Origin of the sequence: Sphingomonas sp. Leaf22 (genome assembly GCF_001421715.1) — a bacterium.
Taxonomy (GTDB): domain Bacteria; phylum Pseudomonadota; class Alphaproteobacteria; order Sphingomonadales; family Sphingomonadaceae; genus Sphingomonas.
On record NZ_LMKP01000001.1, the window covers coordinates 77,371 to 97,678 of the forward strand.

A 20,308-nucleotide genomic window follows, 5' to 3' on the forward strand; every position below is an offset into this window, starting at 1 on the left:
GGAGAGGTTGCCCGTGACTTGCGGCGTCGGGGTTGGTCGCGGGCGGCGATCATCGATGTGGGAAAGGCGCGCGCCGGTCGATGTTCGGGGCCGGCATGGATCGATCGGACCCGGGCGCGCCGCGCCCGAGTCGATGCGGCTTATCGGCCGGGCAGTCGCCGTGCGATGAGGACCAGCAGGAAGCCGAGCGCGGCGACGACCGATCCGGTGACGACCCACAGATACTGGTCGATCATGAACGAGCTGGCGGGCCAGCGGATGATCCCCATCCCCTGACCCAGCCAGAATAGCCCGACGAACGCGAGGATCGCACCAACGATCATCACTACGCGCCGGACGATGCGCATCTCAGCGCTGCCCCACCGGCACGTAATCGCGCTGTGCGGGACCGGTGTAGAGCTGACGCGGACGGCCGATCTTCTGTTCGGGGTCCGAAATCATCTCGTTCCACTGCGCGACCCAGCCGACGGTGCGGGCAAGCGCGAACAGCGCGGTGAACATGGTGGTCGGGAAGCCGATCGCCGACAGGATGACGCCCGAATAGAAGTCGACGTTCGGGAACAACTTCTTTTCGATGAAGTAATCGTCCGACAGCGCCAGTTCCTCGAGCCGCAGTGCGGTTTCGAAGACCGGATCGTTGACGCCGAGCGATTCGAACACTTCGCGCACCGTCTTCTGCATCACGGTCGCACGCGGATCGTAATTCTTGTAGACGCGGTGACCGAAGCCCATCAGGCGGAACGGATCGTCCTTGTTCTTGGCACGGGCGATATATTCCGGAATGCGTTCCGGCGTGCCGATCTCGCGCAGCATGTTGAGCGCGGCTTCGTTGGCCCCGCCATGCGCCGGACCCCACAGGCAGGCGATGCCGGCGGCCATGCAGGCGAACGGATTGGCCCCCGACGAACCGGCCAGACGCACGGTCGAGGTCGACGCATTCTGTTCGTGATCGGCGTGGAGGATGAAGATGCGGTCCAGCGCCTTTTCGACGACCGGGTTCACTTCATACTTTTCGGCCGGCACGCCGAAGGTCATCTTCAGGAAGTTGCCGGTGTAGCTGAGCGAATTGTCGGGATACTGGAACGGCTGCCCGACACTGTACTTGTACGCCATCGCCGCGATCGTCGGCATCTTGGCGATCAGACGGTGCGACGCGATCGTCCGCTGGACCGGATCGGTGATGTCGGTCGAGTCATGGTAGAATGCCGACAGCGCGCCCACTACGCCGCACATGATCGCCATCGGGTGCGCGTCCCGACGGAAGCCGCGATAGAAGGTCGCGAGCTGTTCGTGCAGCATCGTGTGGCGGGTGATCGTGTTGGTGAAATTGCCCAGTTCGTCGCCCGACGGCAGTTCGCCGTTCAGCAGCAGATAGGCGACTTCCATGAACGACGATTCTTCGGCCAGTTGCCCGATCGGATAGCCGCGGTGCAGCAGCACGCCTTCGTCGCCATCGATATAGGTCAGCGCCGAATCGCAGCTGGCGGTCGACGTGAAGCCCGGATCGTAGGTGAACGCGCCGGTCTGCGCATATAGCTTGCGGATATCGACGACGTCGGGGCCGATGGTGCCCGATCGCACCGAAAATTCGACGTCCTTGCCCGCGACCTGCAGTTTAGCGTTATCGGCCATCTGGCGTCTCCTGTTAGGTTATGCGGCCGGTTTGGCCATCTGGTCTTCGATGCGGCCGAGGCTCTCTTCGCGGCCCAGCAGGGCCAGCACGTCGAAAATCCCCGGTGAGGTGCGCGAACCCGTCAGCGCGGCGCGAAGCGGTTGCGCGGCGGCACCCAGCTTCAACCCCGCGGCCTCCGCCACCTCGCGTACCGCAGCTTCGATCGTCTCCGTATCCCATGCTGCGAGTGCGTCAAGCTTGGCGTGCAACTGCGTCAGGATCGCCCGTGCCTCGGGCGTCAGCAGCGTGGTCGCCCCATCGTCCATCGCCAGCGGGCGCGACCTGAAAAAGAAGGCGGCATTGGCGGCCAGTTCGTTGATGTCGGCGGCGCGGACCTTCAACACCGGCATGGCGCGCTGCAACAGGTCACGGTCGATCCCGTCGGGCAACCGCTCCGCGACGAGCGTGGCCAGGCGGGCATCGTCGGCCTCGCGGATGTAATAGCCGTTGAGGTTCAGCAGCTTCTTCGTATCGAAACGGGACGGCGAACGTCCGACGCCCGACAGGTCGAACACCTCGGTCGCACGCTCGCGGCTGATGATCTCCTCGTCACCATGCCCCCAGCCGAGACGCAGCAGATAGTTGTTCAGCGCCTCGGGCAGCACGCCCAGTTCGTCGCGATAGGCTTCCACACCCAGCGCGCCGTGGCGCTTCGACAGCTTGGCCCCGTCCGCACCGTGGATCAGCGGCACATGGGCATAGACCGGATCGGGCCAGCCGCCTTCGACCGCGTCCATCGCGCGGATCAGCGCGAGCTGGCGGAAGGCGTTGTTGAGGTGATCGTCGCCGCGAATGACGTGCGTGACGCCCATGTCGTGATCGTCGACGACGACCGCGAGCATGTAGGTCGGCGTACCGTCCGATCGAAGCAGCACGAAATCGTCGAGTTCGGCATTGGCGACGGTGACGTCGCCCTGCACCTGATCGGCGATCGTGACCGACCCTTCCTTGGGTGCCTTTAGCCGTACCACGAACGGCGCGCCTGCGGGGGCGTCCTCGGGCGAACGATCGCGCCAGCGGCCGTCGTAGCGGATCGGCCTGCCGGCGGCGCGCTGTTCCTCGCGCAGCGCCGTCAGTTCCGCGGGGGTGGCATAGCAGCGATAGGCATGGCCGGCGTCGAGCAGCCGGTGCGCGACGGCGGCATGGCGATCGGCGCGTGCAAACTGGAACACGGCGTCGCCGTCCCAGTCGAGGCCGAGCCAGCGCATCCCGTCAAGGATCGCGTCGATCGCCGGCTGGGTCGACCGCGCGCGATCGGTATCCTCGATCCGCAGCAGGAAACGACCGCCATGGCGACGGGCATAGAGCCAGTTGAACAGCGCGGTGCGTGCGCCGCCGATGTGGAGAAAGCCGGTCGGTGACGGCGCGAAACGGGTGACGACAGGCGTCGCGGAAGTGGTTGCGCCCAAGCGCGGATGCTCCCAGAAATCGGGTGGAACAGATATGGCAAGCTCAGCCGCGAACGCCCCTAGCATGGCACCCCGCCTGCTTCAAACCACGCACGTCGGGGCTCGGTTCCTCGGCGCGCTGGAACGCTTTGCCGAGGCGGAGCGGGGGCAATTGCCGCTGTGGATGCCGGTCGCACTGGGGACGGGGATCGCGGCGTGGTTCGTGCTGCCGGGGCCGGCGGCGTGGGCGGCGGTGCTTTTGGCCGGGCTGGCGGTGGCGCTGGCCGGACTGGTCCTGCCATGGGGGACGCGGACGGCGCGGGCGATCACCATCGGCGGATTGCTGGCGATGCTCGGCTGCGGATTGATCTGGTGGCGCGCGGAGCGGGTCGCGGCACCGGTGCTGGCCCGGCCGGTCGTCGCGGCGTTCGAGGCGCGGGTCGAGCGGGTCGAGCCGCTCCCGGCGCGCGAACTGGTGCGGCTGACGCTGCGTCCGGACGTAGCCGCGCGACTGCCGCCGGTGGTGCGGGTGAATATCGCGGAAGATGATCTACCCCCCGGGGTCGTACCGGGGAGCCGGCTATCGCTCCGCGCCCGCCTGATGCCGCCGCCGATGGCGGCACTGCCGGGAGCCTATGACTTTGCGCGGACCGCGTGGTTTCAGGGGATCGGCGCGACCGGGCGCGGCTTCGCGCCTATCCGGGTCGTCGCGCCGGGCGATCCGGGCAATGCCGCGCTGCGTTCGACGCTGACCGGACATATCGTCGCGCGCGTCGATGGCAGCGAGGGCGGGATCGCCGCCGCGTTCGTGACCGGCGACCGCGGCTCGATCGCCGAAGCCGATGCCGAAGCGATGCGGCGCTCGGGCCTTGCCCATCTGCTGTCGATCAGCGGACTGCACGTGACGGCGGTGGTCGTCGGTACGATGACGCTGGTGCTGAAACTGCTGGCGCTGTTCCCGCCGATCGCGCTGCGGTGTCGGCTGCCGGTCGTGGCGGCAGGGGCGGGGGCGATGACCGCGCTTGCCTATACCTGGCTGTCGGGCGCGGACGTGCCGACGGTGCGATCGTGTATCGCCGCGCTGCTGGTGCTGGCCGCGCTGTCGCTGGGGCGGGAAGCGATCACGCTGCGGCTGATCGCGACGGGCGCGTTGCTGGTGCTGCTGGTCCTGCCCGAATCGCTGGCGGGTCCGAGTTTCCAGCTGAGTTTCGCTGCCGTCACCGCGATCGTCGCGCTGCACGAACATCCTCGCGTCCATCGCTGGTTCCTGCAACGCGACGAAGCGGTCTGGCGGCGGTTCGCGCGCAGTCTCGGCTCGCTGCTGCTGACCGGCCTGCTGGTCGAGGCGGCGTTGATGCCGATCGGCCTGTATCATTTCCACAAGGCCGGGCTGTACGGTGCGCTCGCCAATATCGTGGCGATCCCGCTGACGACCTTCGTCACCATGCCCTTGGAGGCGCTGGCGCTGCTGCTCGATCTCGGCGGGCTGGGCGCGCCGGCATGGTGGGTGGTCGAGCGGTCGCTGGCGCTGCTGCTGTGGATCGCCCGGACGGTGGCGGCGGCACCGGGGTCGGTCGCGGCGTTGCCCGCGATGCCGGACGGTGCGTTCGCGCTGATGGTGGCCGGCGGCCTGTGGATCGCATTGTGGCGCACGGCCATCCGGCGCTGGGGTCTGGTGCCGCTGGCGATCGGTGGGCTGTGGGCGTTGGCGACGCCCGCACCCGACCTGCTGGTGACCGGCGACGGACGGCATCTGGCGCTGGCGACGCCGGCCGGCGGCATGGCGATCCTGCGCGACCGGGCGGGCGATTATGTCCGATCGACTTTGGGCGAAGGCGGCGGTGTCGAGGGCACATTGCCGCCATTGTCGGAGCAGCCGGGCGTGAAATGCAGCGCCGATCTGTGCATCGCCACCCGGCAGGCGGGCGACCGGCGCTGGACAATCGTCGCCACCCGCAGCGGCTATGCGGTGCCATGGGCGGAACTGGTCGCCGCCTGCCGCCGCGCCGACATCGTGGTCAGCGACCGGCGTCTGCCCGCCGCCTGCACCCCGCGCTGGCTGAAGCTCGACCGGACGACGCTCGCCGGCACCGGCGGAGTGGCCATATCGCTGGCCGACGCTCGGGTGACGACGGTGCGGGGCGGCGGGCGGCATCCATGGGAGGTGCCGCAGACGATCGCGCCGCCGCGTCCGCCCTATCGTGAACGGCGAAACGGGCGAAAGGGCGGGGTTTCCGACGCCTTGCGATGATCGTTGATCGCGACGCGCGCGCAGACGAAGGCGAACCACGCGATCAGCATTCCACCGAGCACGAACGCCCATGGCATCGGCAGCTTCGGGCCGAACAGCGCAAGGATCGGCAGCAACGCCGCCGACCGCACCACGGCGCTCCGTCCGGTCCAGTTCCGCCCGATCATGGTCAGAGCCGCGGCAGCGTCACGCCGCGCTGGCCCATATATTTGCCCGCACGGTCGGCATAGCTGGTCCCGCACGGCTGGTCGCCCTTCAGGAACAGGAACTGGCACGCGCCTTCATTGGCGTAGATCTTGGCGGGCAGCGGCGTCGTGTTCGAAAATTCCAGCGTGACATGCCCTTCCCATTCCGGCTCTAGCGGGGTCACGTTGACGATGATGCCGCAGCGGGCATAGGTCGATTTGCCCAGACAGATGACCAGCACGTCGCGCGGTACCCGGAAATATTCGACAGTACGCGCCAGCGCAAAGCTGTTGGGCGGAATGATGCAGACGTCGGTCTTGCGATCGACGAAGCTGTTCTGCGCAAAATCCTTCGGGTCGACGACCGCCGAGTCGACATTCGTGAAGATCTTGAACTCGTCCGACACCCGCGCGTCATAGCCATAGGACGACAGGCCATAGCTGATGCAGCCCTCGCGCCGCTGCGATTCGACGAAGGGTTCGATCATCCCCGTCGCCAGCGCGGTTTTACGGATCCAGTGATCCGACAGGATCGTCATATCATGCCCTCTTGCTGCTGGCCGCTCCATCGCCGGATCGCGGGGGCAGGGCAAGCGGCTTCATACCCGACGTGGTGAAGGCGGTCAGCCGATCCCGAGATCGGCCGGCCCGAAGGCGTCGGGCAACAGCTCGGACAGGCGATAGGTCCGCATCGAATCGCCCTCCGCCGCGCCGCAATGGACCGGCAGGTCGCGGCCGGCCATCTGCGCGGCTTCGTTGATGACCTGTCGACAGCGGCCGCACGGGCTGACCGGCGTGGTGCCGGTGGCGCGGCCGTCCGCGTCCATCGCGCCGCCGATCACGCCGATCGCGACGATCTGGCGCAGGCGGCCGGCGGCGGAGGCGGTCGCGATCGCGACGGTCTCGGCGCAGAGCGACAGGCCGTAGCTGGCATTTTCGAAATTGGCCCCGGTGACGATCGATCCGTCGTCCATCAACAGCGCCGCGCCCACCGCGAAGCGCGAATACGGCGCGTGCGCGTTTGCGGCGGCGGCGCGCGCGGCGTCGATCAGGGCGGCGGGATCGGTCATTGGGCGGCTACACTCCACGCGACGGGACGCGCGACGCCATCGAACCGCCGTGCCGGGTTCGCCTGCCACATCCGCCATGGCTGCGCCAGATAGGTGGGTTCGAAGAAGCGCCGCTGCGCCCAGAGCGGGCGGACGATCGCCGCGCTGACGCGATATTCGTCCTCGAACGCCGGCGAAATGCGCAGCATCATCGGCCGGCCGTCATGATATTCGGCGGGAGCCAGAAAGCCGCGGATCGCCGTCAGCACCTGCGCCCGCGTCGGGCGGGTGGCGCAGTCGTCGGCGAAGTCGAGCGCCAGCGTCGCGGGCAGGGCGTCGGCCGCGCGCGGCACGGTGGTCAGATAGGCGGTGACCTGATCGGCGGTCGGCTCGCACAGCGAAAAGACGTGGAGCGCGCCCTGTCGCAGCCCGGTAGAATGCGCGCCGTTCCAGTTCGTCTCGAATGCCGCATCGCGCTGCGTCCCCTGCGATGCCGTGACATAGGCGAAGTCCGCCCCGCGAGCGCGGACGGTCGGCCAGTCGATCGCGCCGTCCGCCGCCGAGACCGTCAGGCCCTGCACCGGAAACCGGGCGCGTTCGGGCGTCCAGCCGAACGACCATCGCCACGCGAACAGCGCGACGAGTGCCAGCACCGCCAGCGCGACGAGAATCGACCTGAACCGCATCAGCCCTTGATATGCAGCACGCAGATCAGGGTGAAGAGCCGGCGGGCGGTGTCGAAATCGATCTCGACCTTGCCGTCCAGTCGCTCGCGCAGCGCCTCGGCCGCTTCGTTGTGAATGCCGCGCCGGGCCATGTCGATCGTCTCGATCTCGTGCGGGGTCGCCTGTCGAATGGCTTTGTAATAGCTGTCGCAGATCGCGAAATAATCGCGGATCGGGCGGCGCAGGCGCGCCATGCCCAGCACCAGCGTCTCGATCAGGCTGCCGTCCTCGCGTGCGATATCGATCGCCAGTCGCCCTTCAGGCACCGATAGTGCGATGCGATACGGACCGGCATAATTGTCGGGCGACACACGGGCCGGGGCGAAGTGATTCGCCTCCAGCAGATCGAAGATCGCGATCCGTCGTTCCTGCTCGATATCGGCGCTGCGCCACAGGATCGTGCGCTCGTCGAGGGTGACGTCGATGATCCGGGGATCGGCCATGGCCTCCTGTCGCCGCTTCGTGGCGTGGCGTCCACCGCAAAATGCGCTGTCAACCGGTTGAGCGTAAGCCTCAGGTCTGGGAGAAGGGGCGATGGCTACTGTTCACAGCATCGGCGGGGGTACTCCCCCGCAACCACCGCGCGTGCCCCACAATGTCGACGCGGAGGCGGCCTTGCTCGGCGCGATGCTGATCGACAACGGCCTTGCCGACGACATGGTCGAACGGCTGGACACCGAACATTTCTACGATCCCGCCCATGCGCGCATCTTCGAACGGGTCCGCGATGTGCGCCGCACCGGCATGATCGCCAGCCCGGTGACGCTGCGCCCGATGTTCGACAATGACGAATTGCTCGCGGCGCGCGGCGGCACCCAATATCTGGTCGAGATCACCGGCAGCAATGCCAGCCTGATCGGCGCGCGCCAGTTCGCGCAGCAGATCTACGACCTTGCCCAGTTGCGCGCGCTGATTACGGTCGGGCGCACGCTGGTCGAAAACGCCACCGACACTTCGACCGAAGTCGACCCCAAAAAGCAGATCGAGGCGGCCGAGGAAGCGCTGTTCAAGGTCGCGGCCGAGGGGAATACGACCAATGCGGTAAAATCGTTCGCGCAGGCGACGACGATGGCGGTCCGCATGGCCGAACGCGCGATGAATTCGGGCGGCGGTCTGTCGGGCGTCACGACCGGGCTCGATTCGATCAACGGCCGGATCGGCGGCATGCACCACAGCGATCTCATCATCCTTGCCGGCCGCCCCGGCATGGGGAAGACGTCGCTCGCCACCAACATCGCCTTCAACGCCGCCCAGCGGTACATGGACGATCAGCGCGCCGGCATGGAAAAGGGCAAGTCGGTCGGGGCCAAGGTCGCGTTCTTCTCGCTCGAAATGTCCGCCGACCAGCTGGCGACGCGTATCATGGCGGAGCAGGCGTCGATCAGTTCCGAAGCGCTGCGCATGGGCAAGATCCGCAAGGAGGATTTCACCCGCCTCGCCAACGCCGCCGCCGATCTCGAACAGCTGCCGCTCTATATCGACGATACCGCTGGCCTGACGATTTCAGGGCTGCACACCCGCGTCCGCCGGTTGCAGCGCAAGCTGGACGGCGAACTGGGGCTGGTCGTGGTCGACTATCTCCAGCTGTTGCAGGGGTCGGGCAAGGGCAGCGACAACCGCGTGCAGGAAATCTCGGAGATTTCGCGCGGGTTGAAGACGCTTGCCAAGGATATCGGCGTGCCGGTGATGGCATTGTCGCAGTTGTCGCGTGCCGTCGAACAGCGGGAAGACAAGCGGCCGCAATTGTCCGATCTTCGCGAATCCGGTTCGATCGAGCAGGACGCCGACATGGTCTGGTTCGTGTACCGCGAAGACTATTATGTCGCGGCCAAGGAGCCGAAGCGTCCGCGCGACGGCGACGATGCGAAGGTGTTCGAGGACCATGCCAAATGGGCGATGGATATGGAACGGGTCTATGGCCTCGCCGAGCTCATCATCGCCAAGCAGCGCCACGGTGCGACGGGCAAGGTCACGCTGAAGTTCGAGCCGCAGATCACCAAGTTCAGCGACTATGCCGGCAGCGGGTTCAGCGGTCTGGACGAATGACCGGTCGGTCCTGACGCAAAAAAAAGGGGGAGGTGCCGGTGGCACCTCCCCCGATGTGTTTGTGCTGTCGACGTCAGATACGGAACAGCGCGCCCACTACGATACGGCGATCGTTCAGGAAGCTGAACCGGTCATACTTCTGACCATCGGTGTCGATGATGCCATATGCCTTGCTCTTGGTGTCAAGGATATTGGCGATCGATCCGCGGATCTGAAGGTTGCCGATGTTGAACTTCAGCGACGCGTCGAGGAAGCCTGCATCTTCCGCGAAGATCGGGTTGCCCGTTACATAGTCGCGATAGGTCAGCAGGTACGACGAGCGCCAGTTATAGGCGAGACGCGCCTCGACCACCTTGTCCTGATAGATCGCGACCGCGTTGGCGATGTGCTTGGACTGGCCGAGCAGGTCGCTGACGCCCCAGCGGAACACCTGCGTCACATCGTCCGGCACCCCGTCGCCATTGGCGTCGGCACCGTTGCCTGGCGGTGTCGTGGTCGCATCGATGAAGGTGTAGTTCGCCTGGACGCCGAGATGCTTCAACGGCCCCGGCAGGAAGTCGAAAAACTGCTGATACCCGACCTCGACGCCCTTCACCTTGGCTTTCGCCTGATTGACCGCGCCGTTGTAGACGATGTTCAGGGTCTTGCCGTCGAGCGTCGTCGTTCCCAGTGACAGGTCGCCGTTGGTGATGATGTTCGACAGGCTCTTGTAGAAGCCCGCGACCGACAGATAGCCGCCCTTGAAATACCATTCGTACGAGAGGTCGAAGCTGTCGGCGGTCGTCGGCTTCAGGAACGGGTTGCCGCGGCTGACGCGGATTTCGCTGGCCGAGACGTCCTGCGCACCGCGATCCACGCCGAATAGCGGGTCGTTCCGATCGGTGATCTGGTCGTACCGGGTGGTGGTGGTGGTGACCACATATTCCTGCGACGCGCGCAGATCCTGCACGTTCGGTCGGCTCAGCCCCTTGCTGTAGCCGAAGCGGAACAGCATCTCGCGGTTCAGGTTGAACTTCATGTTGAACGACGGCAGCCACCGTTCGTCAACAAGGTTGAGCGTAGTCGGGATCGCGGCCTGTTCTGCATAGGCGACCGCCTGCGGTGCGAAGTCGCGAATGTCGTCGCGGCTTTCGGCGTCGTCGGTACGCAGCCGCTTACCGGTGTCCGGGTCGAACGTGTATTGGCAATTCTGCTGCCCCGGACCGCCGGTAAGGCTGCAGGACGGCAGATCGGGATTGAACGGCCGAAATGCCTGGAAGCCCGACGATTGCAGCTCGGTACGGACGTACCGCACGCCGATATTGCCGTCGATCGACATGTCGCCGTCGAAATCATGTTTGAAGTCGACGCGGACATAGGCGTTCTTCGTCCGCTCCGTGATGTCGGACGTATCCTCGGGACGATAGATGCCCTGGCCGAAGCGCGTACCGTTGTCGGTGCCGCGTGGGACCCAGCTACCCAGTGTCGCCAGCTGCGGTTCGCTGGCGATATATTTGCGAAACGCGGAATAGTCGTTGAGGATATTCTGGTTCACGAAGACGAAGTCGGTGTTGCTGCCCTGAATGACGCCGTCGCCACGGAAGAAGTCCTTAAAGCTGACCGCTTCGAAGCCCTTGTTCGGGTTCTGGAACGTGCCGGCGATGCCATAGCCACCGGCCCATGCCGGCGCGATCGCACCCCAGTTTAGCGCCATTTCCGAATTGACCTGGCTGCGCTCAGCGAAACGGGCACCGAACTTCACGCTGTCGAACCAGCCGGCAAGGCCGTCCGCGCCCGACACGTCGTAGCTCAGGTCGCCGCGCAGCGAGTACAGGTCGCCTTCGCCGTTCTGGAACTGATCGGCGGCGAACTGGAAATTGGCACCGTTGAAGTCGCTCGAACTGGTCGGCGTCGGAATGAAGATGCCCGGCGTGGTGATGACACCGTCGGTGGTCACCGGATCACGGTCGCCGGTAAAGCGCGTATTGCCGGGATTGAAGCGGTGCGTCGGATCGATGAAGAATTCGACGCGCGGGTGGTCGAGGTCCGGCTTCACCGAATAGTTGAAGTAGCTGTTCATGCCACCCCAAATCTGCCGCTGCCTGGCATCGGCCTTCGTATATTGACCGTCCACCGTCACGAACAGCCGCTCGCTCGCGGTCCATTTCAGGTTCAGGCTGAAATCTTCGGTGGTCGCTTCCTCCTGCTTGCCGACGCCGAGCATGCCGATGTCGCGACCGCGCGCACCCGTCCAGGAATCGTTGTTGCTGGTGACGAGACCCGATTCCATCAGGCCGCCCTGTACCGGATACAGGGTTTCGCAATCGCCGGGAGCGACCGGACGACCACCGGGGCCGCTGCACATCGGCAGCCCGCTGGAACCCCAGTTCTTGTTCAGCTGCATGTTCTGGACGCCGATCTGGACGCCGCCATTATGATCGGGGAACCATTCCAGCGTCCGCTCGGTGCTGTTGATCTTGGTTTCGACGCGAATATACTTGAACGTCGCCTGCAGGCTGTCGTTGCGCCACTGCACCGCCCCGTAATAGCTGATGCGGTCGCGATCGAAGTCGGTGTTGCGCAACTGGAAGCCGGGGGTGATGCCGACGATGCGCGACGGATCGGCCCCGATGAATTCGTTGGTCCGGTTGTCGTCGTTGAAGTTGCCGGTTTCGGGGACGTTGCCGTTGGCGTCGAGGACGCGCGGGATCGGCGGGCTTTGCTGCCAGCCGTTGATCCGTGAATCGAGCCGGGAGCGCGAATAGGAACCGAGGATGCCGATCTCGCCGATGCCGGTTTTCCAGCGCTTGCCCGCGGTGATGCTGCCCTGCGGCGACCATTTTTCGCGAAGATCGGAAAACGTGCCGTCGAACGCGACGACGAACAGGTCCTTCTTGCTGTCGAACGGTTCGAGCGTGCGCAGGTTGATCGTGCCGCCGATGCCGCCTTCGATCAGGTCGGCGCTCTGGTTCTTGTAGACGTCGACGCCGCCGACCAGTTCGGGCGGAATGCTGGAGAAGTCGAGCGAGCGACCGCCATTGGCGGAGAATGCGTCACGACCGTTGAATTCCGAACGCACGAAGCCGAGGCCGCGCACGAGGTTGCCGCGACCTTCGGGGGACGGAAAGTCGGGGCTGCCGCCGTTGGTCGGGAACCGCGAGATAGTCACGCCCGGAATACGACCGATCGCTTCGGCGACCGAAAGGTCGGGCAGCGTGGCGATGTCCGATGCGGTGATCGAATCGACGAAGGTCGACGAGCGACGCTTGATTTCCTTGGCCGATTCAAGCGCGGCGCGAATGCCGGTGACGACGATTTCCCCTTCGGGCGTCGCGTCCTGCGCGTTCGCCAGCGGCGTGGGCACTTTCTCGTTCGGCGGTGTGATCGCGGTCTGGGCAAAGGCCGCCGCCGGCGTGAGCGCGAGGGTCAGCGCCGAGGTGGCCATCAGCAACCGCCTGGCCGAACGCGACGGATACGCGAGTACCTGCATCTTCATCAATCAATCCCCTCCCTGTAGCGGCGTCTTGGCGCGCCGCCCGGTGTCCCCTGTGCCCGATCCTTGCTGCTCGTTTTTCGTTTATCGATACGAAACGGCAGACAATGGTGCGGCAACGGTTGGAGGCATAACGGATCTGATTTACCCCGGCAAGATAGCGGTAACATATTTAGACGACGTCGTTGACAATTGTCCGCCGGCGACGCTTTGTCTATTAAGCAAAATAACATTACGTATTGAATGTATGCTGCATCGCAGTGAGGTTCAGCTGTAATTGCAGCAACTCTTGTGCGGCGCGTCGTGACTGTTGAGAGGACGGCACAATGGCGGATTTGACGATGGCCGGGTCGGGCAAGAGGTGACCGGACCGGACGACATCGAACGCATCTGTATCGTCGGTGGCGGCACCGCCGGATGGATGACCGCCGCTGCGCTTGCGAACAGGCTGCAGGGTCTGGGCGTGCGGGTGCAGTTGATCGAATCGGACGAGATCGGAACGGTCGGGGTGGGCGAGGCGACGCTGCCGCACATCCGGGCGTTCAACACGACGCTCGGTATCGCCGAATCGGACCTGATGCGGGCGACCGAAGCGACCTACAAGCTGGGCATCGAGTTTTGCGACTGGGGCCGAATCGGCGACCGCTACATCCATCCGTTCGGCAATTACGGACCGACCGACGACGGCATCCCGTTTTACCACCAATGGCTGCGACTGCGCGAGCTGGGCGATGCGACCCGGCTGGACGAATATTCGTTCCCGGTGATCGCCGCCGAACACAACCGCTTCCGCCATCCGGGCAGCGACGTGCGGCAGGTCGAATCGAGCTTCGGCTATGCCTATCAGTTCGACGCCTCGCTCTATGCCCGCTTCCTGCGCCGCTATGCCGAGACACGCGGCGTCGAGCGGATCGAGGGCAAGGTGGTCGACTTCGCGCTGTATGGTGAGAATGGTCACGTCCGCAACGTGACGCTGGCCGACGGGCGGGTGCTGGACGCCGATCTGTTCGTCGACTGCTCGGGGTTTCGTGGGCTTCTGATCGAAGGGGCGCTTCAGTCGGGCTATGACGACTGGAGCAACTGGCTGCCGTGCAACCGGGCGGTTGCGGTACCGACCTACAGTCGCGGACCGCTCGGCCCCTATACCCGCGCGACGGCACGGACGGCGGGGTGGCAGTGGCGGATTCCGTTGCAGCACCGGGTCGGCAACGGTCATGTCTATTGCAGCAGCTTCATCTCCGACGACGATGCGCAGGATCAGCTGATCGCCAATCTCGACGCCCCGATGCAGGCCGAACCGCGACGGCTGCGCTTCACGACGGGGCGGCGGCGCGATTTCTGGAAGCGCAATGTCGTGGCGATCGGGCTGGCCAGCGGGTTTCTCGAACCGCTCGAATCGACGTCGATCCATCTGATCCAGGACGGCATTACCGAATTGCTGGCGCTGTTCCCGACACGCGCCTTCGACGCGGGCGATATCGCCGAATATAACCGGCGGATGGCGCTGCATTTCGAACGGGTGCGCGACTTCCTGTTGCTCCACTATGTCGCGACCGAGCGCGAGGACAGCGAGATGTGGCGGCATTTCCGTGCGCTGACCTTGCCCGACAGTTTGCAGGCGAAGATCGATGCGTGGCTGACGCGCGGCTATGTCGTACCCTATCAGTTCGGATTGTTCCTGCCGCCCAGTTGGGTGGCGGTCATGCTGGGGCAGAGGCTGATGCCGAAGGGATATGATCCGCGCGTGCTGGCGCAGGACGATGCGACGATCGCCGCTCGGGCGGCGGCGCTACGGCGTGCGGTGGCGCAGGCGGTGCAGGCGACGCCTGACCATGCCGACTATATCCGCCGATCGCCGGCCGCGGCCGGTCTGGCGGCCTGACCGACGATGCAGGGGGTCGAAACATCCGCAGTGGTCGGACGCATATTGGTGTGCGGCAGCGGACTGGCCGCCGAGATGACCGTGGCGACGCTGGCGGCGCAGCTGCCGCCGCATGTCGCGATCATGCGCGTGGATGCGGGTGACCAGCGGGCAAGCGACCTGTTCTATGGCAGCGTGACCGCGCCGTCGGCCTATGCCTTCAACCTGTCGGCCGGGGTCGATGAGCGGCGACTGATCCTGACCAGCGATACGAGCTTCTCCTGGGGAACGCGCTATGCCGATTGGGGCGGGCGCGGCTGGATGCAGGGATTTGCGCTGCCGTTCCCGGTGATCGACGGGGTGCAACTGCATCAGTATCTGGCGTTGGTCGGGGGGGATGCGATCACGCCCTATATCGCCGGGGTACAGGCGGCGCGGCGCGGCGTGTTCGTCCATCCGCCGCGCGAGGGCGACGGCCAGCACCCGCTGGGCCGCGCCGAATATGGCTATCAATTCGACCCGGTCGATTATGCCGCGTTGTTCGCGGCGGCGGTGCCGGCGGGGCGGGTCGAGCGGGTCGGCGGTTCGGTCGTCGGTGTAGAGGTTGCGGACGGTGCGATCGCGGGCGTGCGGCTGGACGATGGCTCGCTGTTGACCGCCGACCTGTATGTCGATTGCAGCGGTCCCGCTGCGCTGTTGCTGGCGGCACTAGCACCCGACTGGCGGGGGACGCGACGGATCGCGCTCGCGGTCGAGGACGATGCGGGGGGCGACGAAACGCCACTGCGGACGGTGCGGGTGACGCCCGATGGCTGGCAGAGCGAGACCCCGTTGAAAGGGCGCGTCCGCCGGATGCGGGTGTCGGCGGCGGGTCCAGCCGAGGTCGTGCTTGGCCGCCGGTCGCACGGCTGGGTCGGCAATTGCGTCGGCATCGGACAGGCGGCGGCGGTAGTCGAGCCTCTGACGCCGGCACCGATGATGCTGCTGGAACAGGATATTCAACGGCTGCTGACGCTGATCCCCGCGCGGCGCGACATGGTGGTCGAGGCGCGCGAATATGATCGCCGGTTCGCCGACGATCATGACCATGCTGACCTGTTCCAGCGCGCGTTCTTTACGGCGGACGGACTGCCGGACGGCCCCTATTGGCAGGCGGCGACGGCGGAGTGTGTGCCGGAGAAGCTGGCGCGCAAGCTGGCCATGTTCGCCGATCGCGGGGTGCTGGTCGCCTATGACCTCGAACCCTTTCACCCGGAGGACTGGACGATCCTGCATCTGGGGCTGGGATCGCGGCCCCGTCGGCACGACCGGCTGGCCGATCGCGCCGACCCGGGCCGGGTGCGGCAGTATCTGTCGACCATGGAACGCGACATCGAACAGGCGGTGGCGAAGCTGCCGCCCGCGCGCCTCTATCGCGCGCAACTCGAACAATATCTGAAGCGGGGAATGGTATGAGTGCGCCGCTGTTGCGCCGGATCGTGATCGTCGGCGGCGGATCGGCGGGGTGGATGACCGCCGCCGCACTGTCGAGCCTGCTCGATCCGAAGGACGTCGCGATCACCCTGGTCGAATCCGATGCGATCGGCACGGTGGGGGTGGGCGAAGCGACGATCCCCGACATCCTCGCTTTCAACCAGATGCTGGGCGTCAACGAGGCCGAGTTCATGGCCGCGACGCAGGCGACGTTCAAACTGGGTATCGAGTTCGTCGACTGGGGTGCCAGGGGGGATCGCTATGTCCACCCGTTCGGTCAGCATGGCGTCGACATGCAGGGAATCGACTTCCACCAATATTGGCTGCGGGCCCGCGAGCATGGCGCGCCGCAACCGATCGAGGAATACAGCCTGTGCGCGGTGGCGGCACGGGCGGGCAGGTTCGCGTTGCCCGACCCGAACCCGCGATCGGTGCTGTCGCAGATCCGCTATGCCTATCATTTCGACGCGACGCTCTATGCCCGCTTCCTGCGCCGCTATGCCGAGAAGCGCGGCGTCGTCCGTATCGAGGGGATCGTCGGTGCGGTCGGGCGGGGGGCGGATGGCGCGATCACCGGCCTGACCCTTGCCGACGGACGCGGGGTCGCGGGCGATTTCTTCTTCGACTGCACCGGGTTCCGGGCGCTGCTCGCGGGCGAGACGCTGGGCAGCGGGTTCGTCGACTGGAGCCACTGGCTGCCGTGCGATACCGCGCTGGCGGTGCCGAGCGAACATGCCGGGCCGCCGACCCCCTATACCCGCGCGACCGCGCGCGACGCCGGCTGGCAATGGCGCATCCCGACGCAGCGGCGGGTCGGCAACGGCCATATCTTTGCCAGCGCCTTCACGACCGAGGAAGCGGCGAGTGCGACGCTGCTGGCCGGTCTCGATGCGCCGGCACTTGCCGATCCGCGTCGCATCCGGTTCAGGGCAGGGTGTCGCGATACCTTCTGGTCGGGCAACTGCATCGCGATCGGGCTGGCGGCGGGGTTTCTCGAACCGCTCGAATCGACGTCGATCTATCTGATTCAGGAGGGGATCAGCCGGTTCATCTCGCTGTTCCCGCGCGGCGACATTCCGGACATCCTGCGCACCGAATATAACCGCCATATGCGCACCGAGTTCGAACAGGTGCGCGACTTCATCATCCTGCATTATGCAGCGACCACGCGCGACGACACGCCGTTCTGGAACCATTGCCGCACCATGCGACTGCCCGATACGCTGCTTCACAAGATCGAACTGTTCCGCGAAACCGGACGCGTGTTCCGCTACAATGACGAGTTGTTCACCCGGCCGAGCTGGGTCGCGGTGATGCTGGGGCAGGGGATCGTGCCGACGTCCTCCGATCCGATCGTCGCGACGCTGCCCGAACGCGATGTCGCACGCAGCCTCGCGTCGATGCGCGACGCGATGGCGGCGGCGGTGGCGCGGATGCCGACGCATGGCGACTTCCTCGCCCGCTACTGCCCGGCACCGGCGATGGCGGCATGAGCGAGGCGAACATCCGCAGCATCGTGATCGTCGGCGGCGGCACGGCCGGATGGATGGCGGCGGCGGCGCTGTCGCACATGCTGGCCGGCAGCGGCATGGCGATCCGCGTCGTCGAATCCGAAGCGATCGGCACGGTCGGCGTCGGCGAGGCGACGATCCCGCACATCCAGTATTTCAATCGCCTGCTCGGCATCGACGAGGATGATTTCGTCCGGCGGACCTGCGCGACGTTCAAGCTGGGCATCGAATTCGTCGATTGGGGGCAGATTGGCGAGCGCTATATCCACCCCTTCGGCACCTATGGGCAGGAGATGGAGGGCATCCATTTCCACCATTTCTGGTATCGCCACGCGCAGGCGGGGGGTGCATTGCCGCTCGATCGCTTCAGCATCGGCGTCGGTGCGGCGCGGGCGGGCAAATTCATGCGGCCCGATCCGTCGCGTCGCGGATCGCCGCTGGCCGGCATCAGCTACGCGTTTCAGTTCGATGCCGCGCTCTATGCCAAATATCTGCGCGAACGGGCCGAAGCGGCGGGCGTCGTGCGGACCGAGGGGCGGATCGTCGACGTCGCGCTGAACGGTGCGAACGGCCATGTCGATCATGTCCTGCTCGACGATGGCAGCCGCGTCGCGGGCGACCTGTTCATCGACTGCTCGGGCTTTCGCGGGTTGTTGATCGAAGGCGCATTGAACGCTGGCTATGACGACTGGTGCGAATGGCTGCCGTGCGATCGGGCGGTGGCGCGGCCCTGCGCCCGCGTCGGCGATCCGACGCCCTATACGCGAGCGACCGCGACCAGCGTCGGCTGGCGCTGGCGCATCCCGCTCCAGTCGCGCACCGGCAACGGCCATGTCTATTGTTCGGACTATGTCGACGACGACACCGCGCTGGCGATGCTGAACGACGGCCTCGACGGCGCACCGCTGGCGGACCCGAACTTCCTGCGCTTCACGGCGGGGTGTCGGCGCAAGGCGTGGGACCGGAACGTCGTCGCGCTGGGGCTGGCGGCGGGGTTTCTCGAACCGCTCGAATCGACGTCGATTCATCTGATCCAGACCGGAATTGCGCGGTTGCTGACCAACTTCCCCGATCGGTCGTTCAATCAGCCGGATATCGATTATTACAATCGGCGCACGCGGTTGGAGTATGAACAGGTCCGCGACTTCCTGATCCTGCATTACAAGGCGACGGCCCGCAACGACAGCCCACTCTGGCGGCGCTGCCGCGACATGGCGATCCCGGCGTCGCTCGAGGAACGCATCGCCATCTTCCGCGAGAATGCGCGGCTGTACCGGCACGACAACGAACTGTTCAGCGCGACGAGCTGGCTGGCGGTGCTGCACGGGCAGAATATCCACCCGAAGCGGCATCACCCGATCGCCGACATCCTGTCGGCGGACGAACTCGATCGCCGCATGACCCATATCGCCGGCGCGATGGATGCCGGGGTGCGGGCGATGCCCGACCATATGGCGTTCATCGACCGGTTTTGTCGCAGTCCGTCCTAACGACGCAGGTCGTCGATCAGATAATGCTTCACCTGCTGTGCCCTGTCGGGCGTCATCTCGCCCAGCGCGCCGCGACCGGCGGCCGGAATGTGGGTGACGGCGTCATGGCCCGCACCAAAGACATAATGGTCGAACCATGTCCGCCATATGTCGCGCTCGCGCTCGGGCAGGTCGCGGATGCTCATCACCGCGTGCATCAGCGTGCGGAAGGGGGACCCCTGCCAATCGCGCGGGGTCAGGGGCCACCAATAGTTGGTGAGGACGTTGATCGGCGACAGCCCCTCGACCTGATGCCACCACATATAGGGGATGTAGATCGCGTCGCCGGGTTCGAGTTCGGCTTCCAATGCGGTTTCCAGCGCCTCGGCATAGCGCGGATAGCGTTCGAGGTCGGGATTGCGCAGGTCGACCATGCTGACCGGCGGCCCGGCAAAGGTGAAGTCGAACGGCCCGACATACAGGTTGCGGACCTGTTCGGGCGGGAACAGCGTGAAGCGGCGTCGTCCGCCGACCACCACCGCGACGTTTTCCGACATGTCGAAATGGGTCGACACGGTGACGCGGTTGCCGACCCACAGCCGCGCGACCGCGCCCGGACCGGCAACGCCCAGCACATTGTCGCGGGCGAAGTCGGGGCAGTTTTCGGCGATCGGCACCGCGCCCGCATAGAAGGCCGGCGGCTGTTCCTCGTCCCGCACGCTCATCAGCGCGCGCAGCAATTCGCCGATCGGGGCGATCCGCTGCTGATAGTTCAGCCCGCGCAGGTCGTTGGTGTACCAGAATCGCCCGTTGATCTGCGGCGGCCCCAGAAAGGCGGGGACCGGTTTGCCGAGATCGGTCGCCTCGATATAGTCGCGCAACGCCTCGTCCGACTGCCGTGCGGCCCGAACCGCCGGCCACGACGCGGCGATCCCGCGAAGGACCGCCGGCTGGCGCAGCGGCACGATCTCGGTCTCGAACCGAAGACGATCGACGTCGTGCCATTCACGGATCGGCTGAAAACTGCGCGTCATATGGAAATGCCTGCCAAAACCGTGGCGCGCCGACGCGCCGGATGTAACAGCCTGTAAATCGCCGGTTTGCGGAAGTCGATGATATCGCGTCTTTACAGGGCGCGTCGACCTACCTAGCGTTGCAAACGAATTAGCAGACAATACTGCGGAGGGGATGGCGATGGCCATAGCG

16 protein-coding genes are annotated in these 20,308 nt (G+C 65.8%); 6 read left to right on the forward strand and 10 right to left on the reverse strand.

Annotated features, from left to right (window positions below):
* Window positions 1-140: 140 nt before the first annotated feature.
* Genes ASE70_RS00345 through gltX form a run of 3 tightly spaced genes read right to left on the reverse strand, consistent with a single transcriptional unit; the run spans window position 141 to window position 3,081 of the window.
* Window positions 141-323, reverse strand: coding sequence for a hypothetical protein (locus ASE70_RS00345; protein WP_055997145.1), 183 nt, complete (start codon window positions 321-323; stop codon window positions 141-143).
* Window positions 324-348: 25 nt separating this feature from the next.
* Window positions 349-1,632 (reverse strand): citrate synthase, encoded by a 1,284-nt coding sequence (locus tag ASE70_RS00350; RefSeq protein WP_056403075.1) that lies wholly within the window; start codon window positions 1,630-1,632, stop codon window positions 349-351.
* Between the two features lie 18 nt (window positions 1,633-1,650).
* Window positions 1,651-3,081: a glutamate--tRNA ligase gene (gene gltX, locus ASE70_RS00355; RefSeq protein WP_056500215.1), complete on the reverse strand. Its 1,431-nt coding sequence runs from the start codon at window positions 3,079-3,081 to the stop codon at window positions 1,651-1,653.
* Between the two features lie 64 nt (window positions 3,082-3,145).
* Between gltX and ASE70_RS00360 the strand changes: the two genes are divergently transcribed.
* Window positions 3,146-5,311 carry a ComEC/Rec2 family competence protein gene (locus tag ASE70_RS00360; protein ID WP_235519484.1) on the forward strand — a complete coding sequence of 722 codons (2,166 nt, stop codon included), beginning with the start codon at window positions 3,146-3,148 and terminating at the stop codon, window positions 5,309-5,311.
* Here ASE70_RS00360 and ASE70_RS00365 read toward each other — a convergent pair.
* The 5 genes from ASE70_RS00365 to ASE70_RS00385 all read right to left on the reverse strand — a co-directional run bounded on the left by ASE70_RS00365 (window position 5,257) and on the right by ASE70_RS00385 (window position 7,713).
* On the reverse strand, window positions 5,257-5,478 hold the full coding sequence (locus ASE70_RS00365) for a hypothetical protein (protein WP_055995508.1): 222 nt from the start codon (window positions 5,476-5,478) through the stop codon (window positions 5,257-5,259). The two genes, ASE70_RS00360 and ASE70_RS00365, sit on opposite strands and share 55 nt — an antisense overlap.
* A gap of 2 nt (window positions 5,479-5,480) precedes the next feature.
* Complete coding sequence (gene dcd / locus ASE70_RS00370; RefSeq protein ID WP_056500218.1) at window positions 5,481-6,035, reverse strand: dCTP deaminase; 555 nt, start codon at window positions 6,033-6,035, stop codon at window positions 5,481-5,483.
* Between the two features lie 84 nt (window positions 6,036-6,119).
* Complete coding sequence (locus tag ASE70_RS00375; protein ID WP_056403081.1) at window positions 6,120-6,566, reverse strand: cytidine deaminase; 447 nt, start codon at window positions 6,564-6,566, stop codon at window positions 6,120-6,122.
* Window positions 6,563-7,231, reverse strand: coding sequence for a GH25 family lysozyme (locus ASE70_RS00380; protein ID WP_056500221.1), 669 nt, complete (start codon window positions 7,229-7,231; stop codon window positions 6,563-6,565). The genes ASE70_RS00375 and ASE70_RS00380 overlap by 4 nt, the downstream gene beginning before the upstream one ends.
* Complete coding sequence (locus ASE70_RS00385) at window positions 7,231-7,713, reverse strand: UPF0262 family protein (RefSeq protein WP_056500225.1); 483 nt, start codon at window positions 7,711-7,713, stop codon at window positions 7,231-7,233. Before ASE70_RS00385 ends, ASE70_RS00380 begins: the two co-directional genes overlap by 1 nt.
* A gap of 91 nt (window positions 7,714-7,804) precedes the next feature.
* On the opposite strand from ASE70_RS00385, the gene ASE70_RS00390 reads away from it, so the two are divergent.
* Window positions 7,805-9,316, forward strand: coding sequence for a replicative DNA helicase (locus tag ASE70_RS00390; protein WP_055995492.1), 1,512 nt, complete (start codon window positions 7,805-7,807; stop codon window positions 9,314-9,316).
* A gap of 73 nt (window positions 9,317-9,389) precedes the next feature.
* On the opposite strand, the gene ASE70_RS00395 is transcribed toward ASE70_RS00390, so the two are convergent.
* A complete protein-coding gene (locus ASE70_RS00395; RefSeq protein WP_056500228.1) occupies window positions 9,390-12,791 on the reverse strand; it encodes a TonB-dependent receptor in 3,402 nt (1,133 codons plus the stop codon).
* A 358-nt stretch (window positions 12,792-13,149) separates the two neighbouring features.
* Here ASE70_RS00395 and ASE70_RS00400 point away from each other — a divergent pair, with 358 nt between their 5' ends.
* From ASE70_RS00400 to ASE70_RS00415, 4 genes are read left to right on the forward strand one after another with little or no spacing between them, the layout of a single operon-like run.
* Window positions 13,150-14,670 carry a tryptophan halogenase family protein gene (locus ASE70_RS00400; RefSeq protein ID WP_268795528.1) on the forward strand — a complete coding sequence of 507 codons (1,521 nt, stop codon included), beginning with the start codon at window positions 13,150-13,152 and terminating at the stop codon, window positions 14,668-14,670.
* A 30-nt stretch (window positions 14,671-14,700) separates the two neighbouring features.
* Complete coding sequence (locus ASE70_RS00405; protein WP_235519486.1) at window positions 14,701-16,104, forward strand: tryptophan 7-halogenase; 1,404 nt, start codon at window positions 14,701-14,703, stop codon at window positions 16,102-16,104.
* Window positions 16,101-17,615, forward strand: coding sequence for a tryptophan halogenase family protein (locus ASE70_RS00410; protein ID WP_056500232.1), 1,515 nt, complete (start codon window positions 16,101-16,103; stop codon window positions 17,613-17,615). The genes ASE70_RS00405 and ASE70_RS00410 overlap by 4 nt, the downstream gene beginning before the upstream one ends.
* Window positions 17,612-19,123 carry a tryptophan halogenase family protein gene (locus ASE70_RS00415; protein ID WP_056500237.1) on the forward strand — a complete coding sequence of 504 codons (1,512 nt, stop codon included), beginning with the start codon at window positions 17,612-17,614 and terminating at the stop codon, window positions 19,121-19,123. The genes ASE70_RS00410 and ASE70_RS00415 overlap by 4 nt, the downstream gene beginning before the upstream one ends.
* On the opposite strand, the gene ASE70_RS00420 is transcribed toward ASE70_RS00415, so the two are convergent.
* Window positions 19,120-20,136 carry a cupin-like domain-containing protein gene (locus tag ASE70_RS00420; RefSeq protein ID WP_056500239.1) on the reverse strand — a complete coding sequence of 339 codons (1,017 nt, stop codon included), beginning with the start codon at window positions 20,134-20,136 and terminating at the stop codon, window positions 19,120-19,122. The genes ASE70_RS00415 and ASE70_RS00420 overlap by 4 nt on opposite strands.
* Window positions 20,137-20,308: the final 172 nt, after the last annotated feature.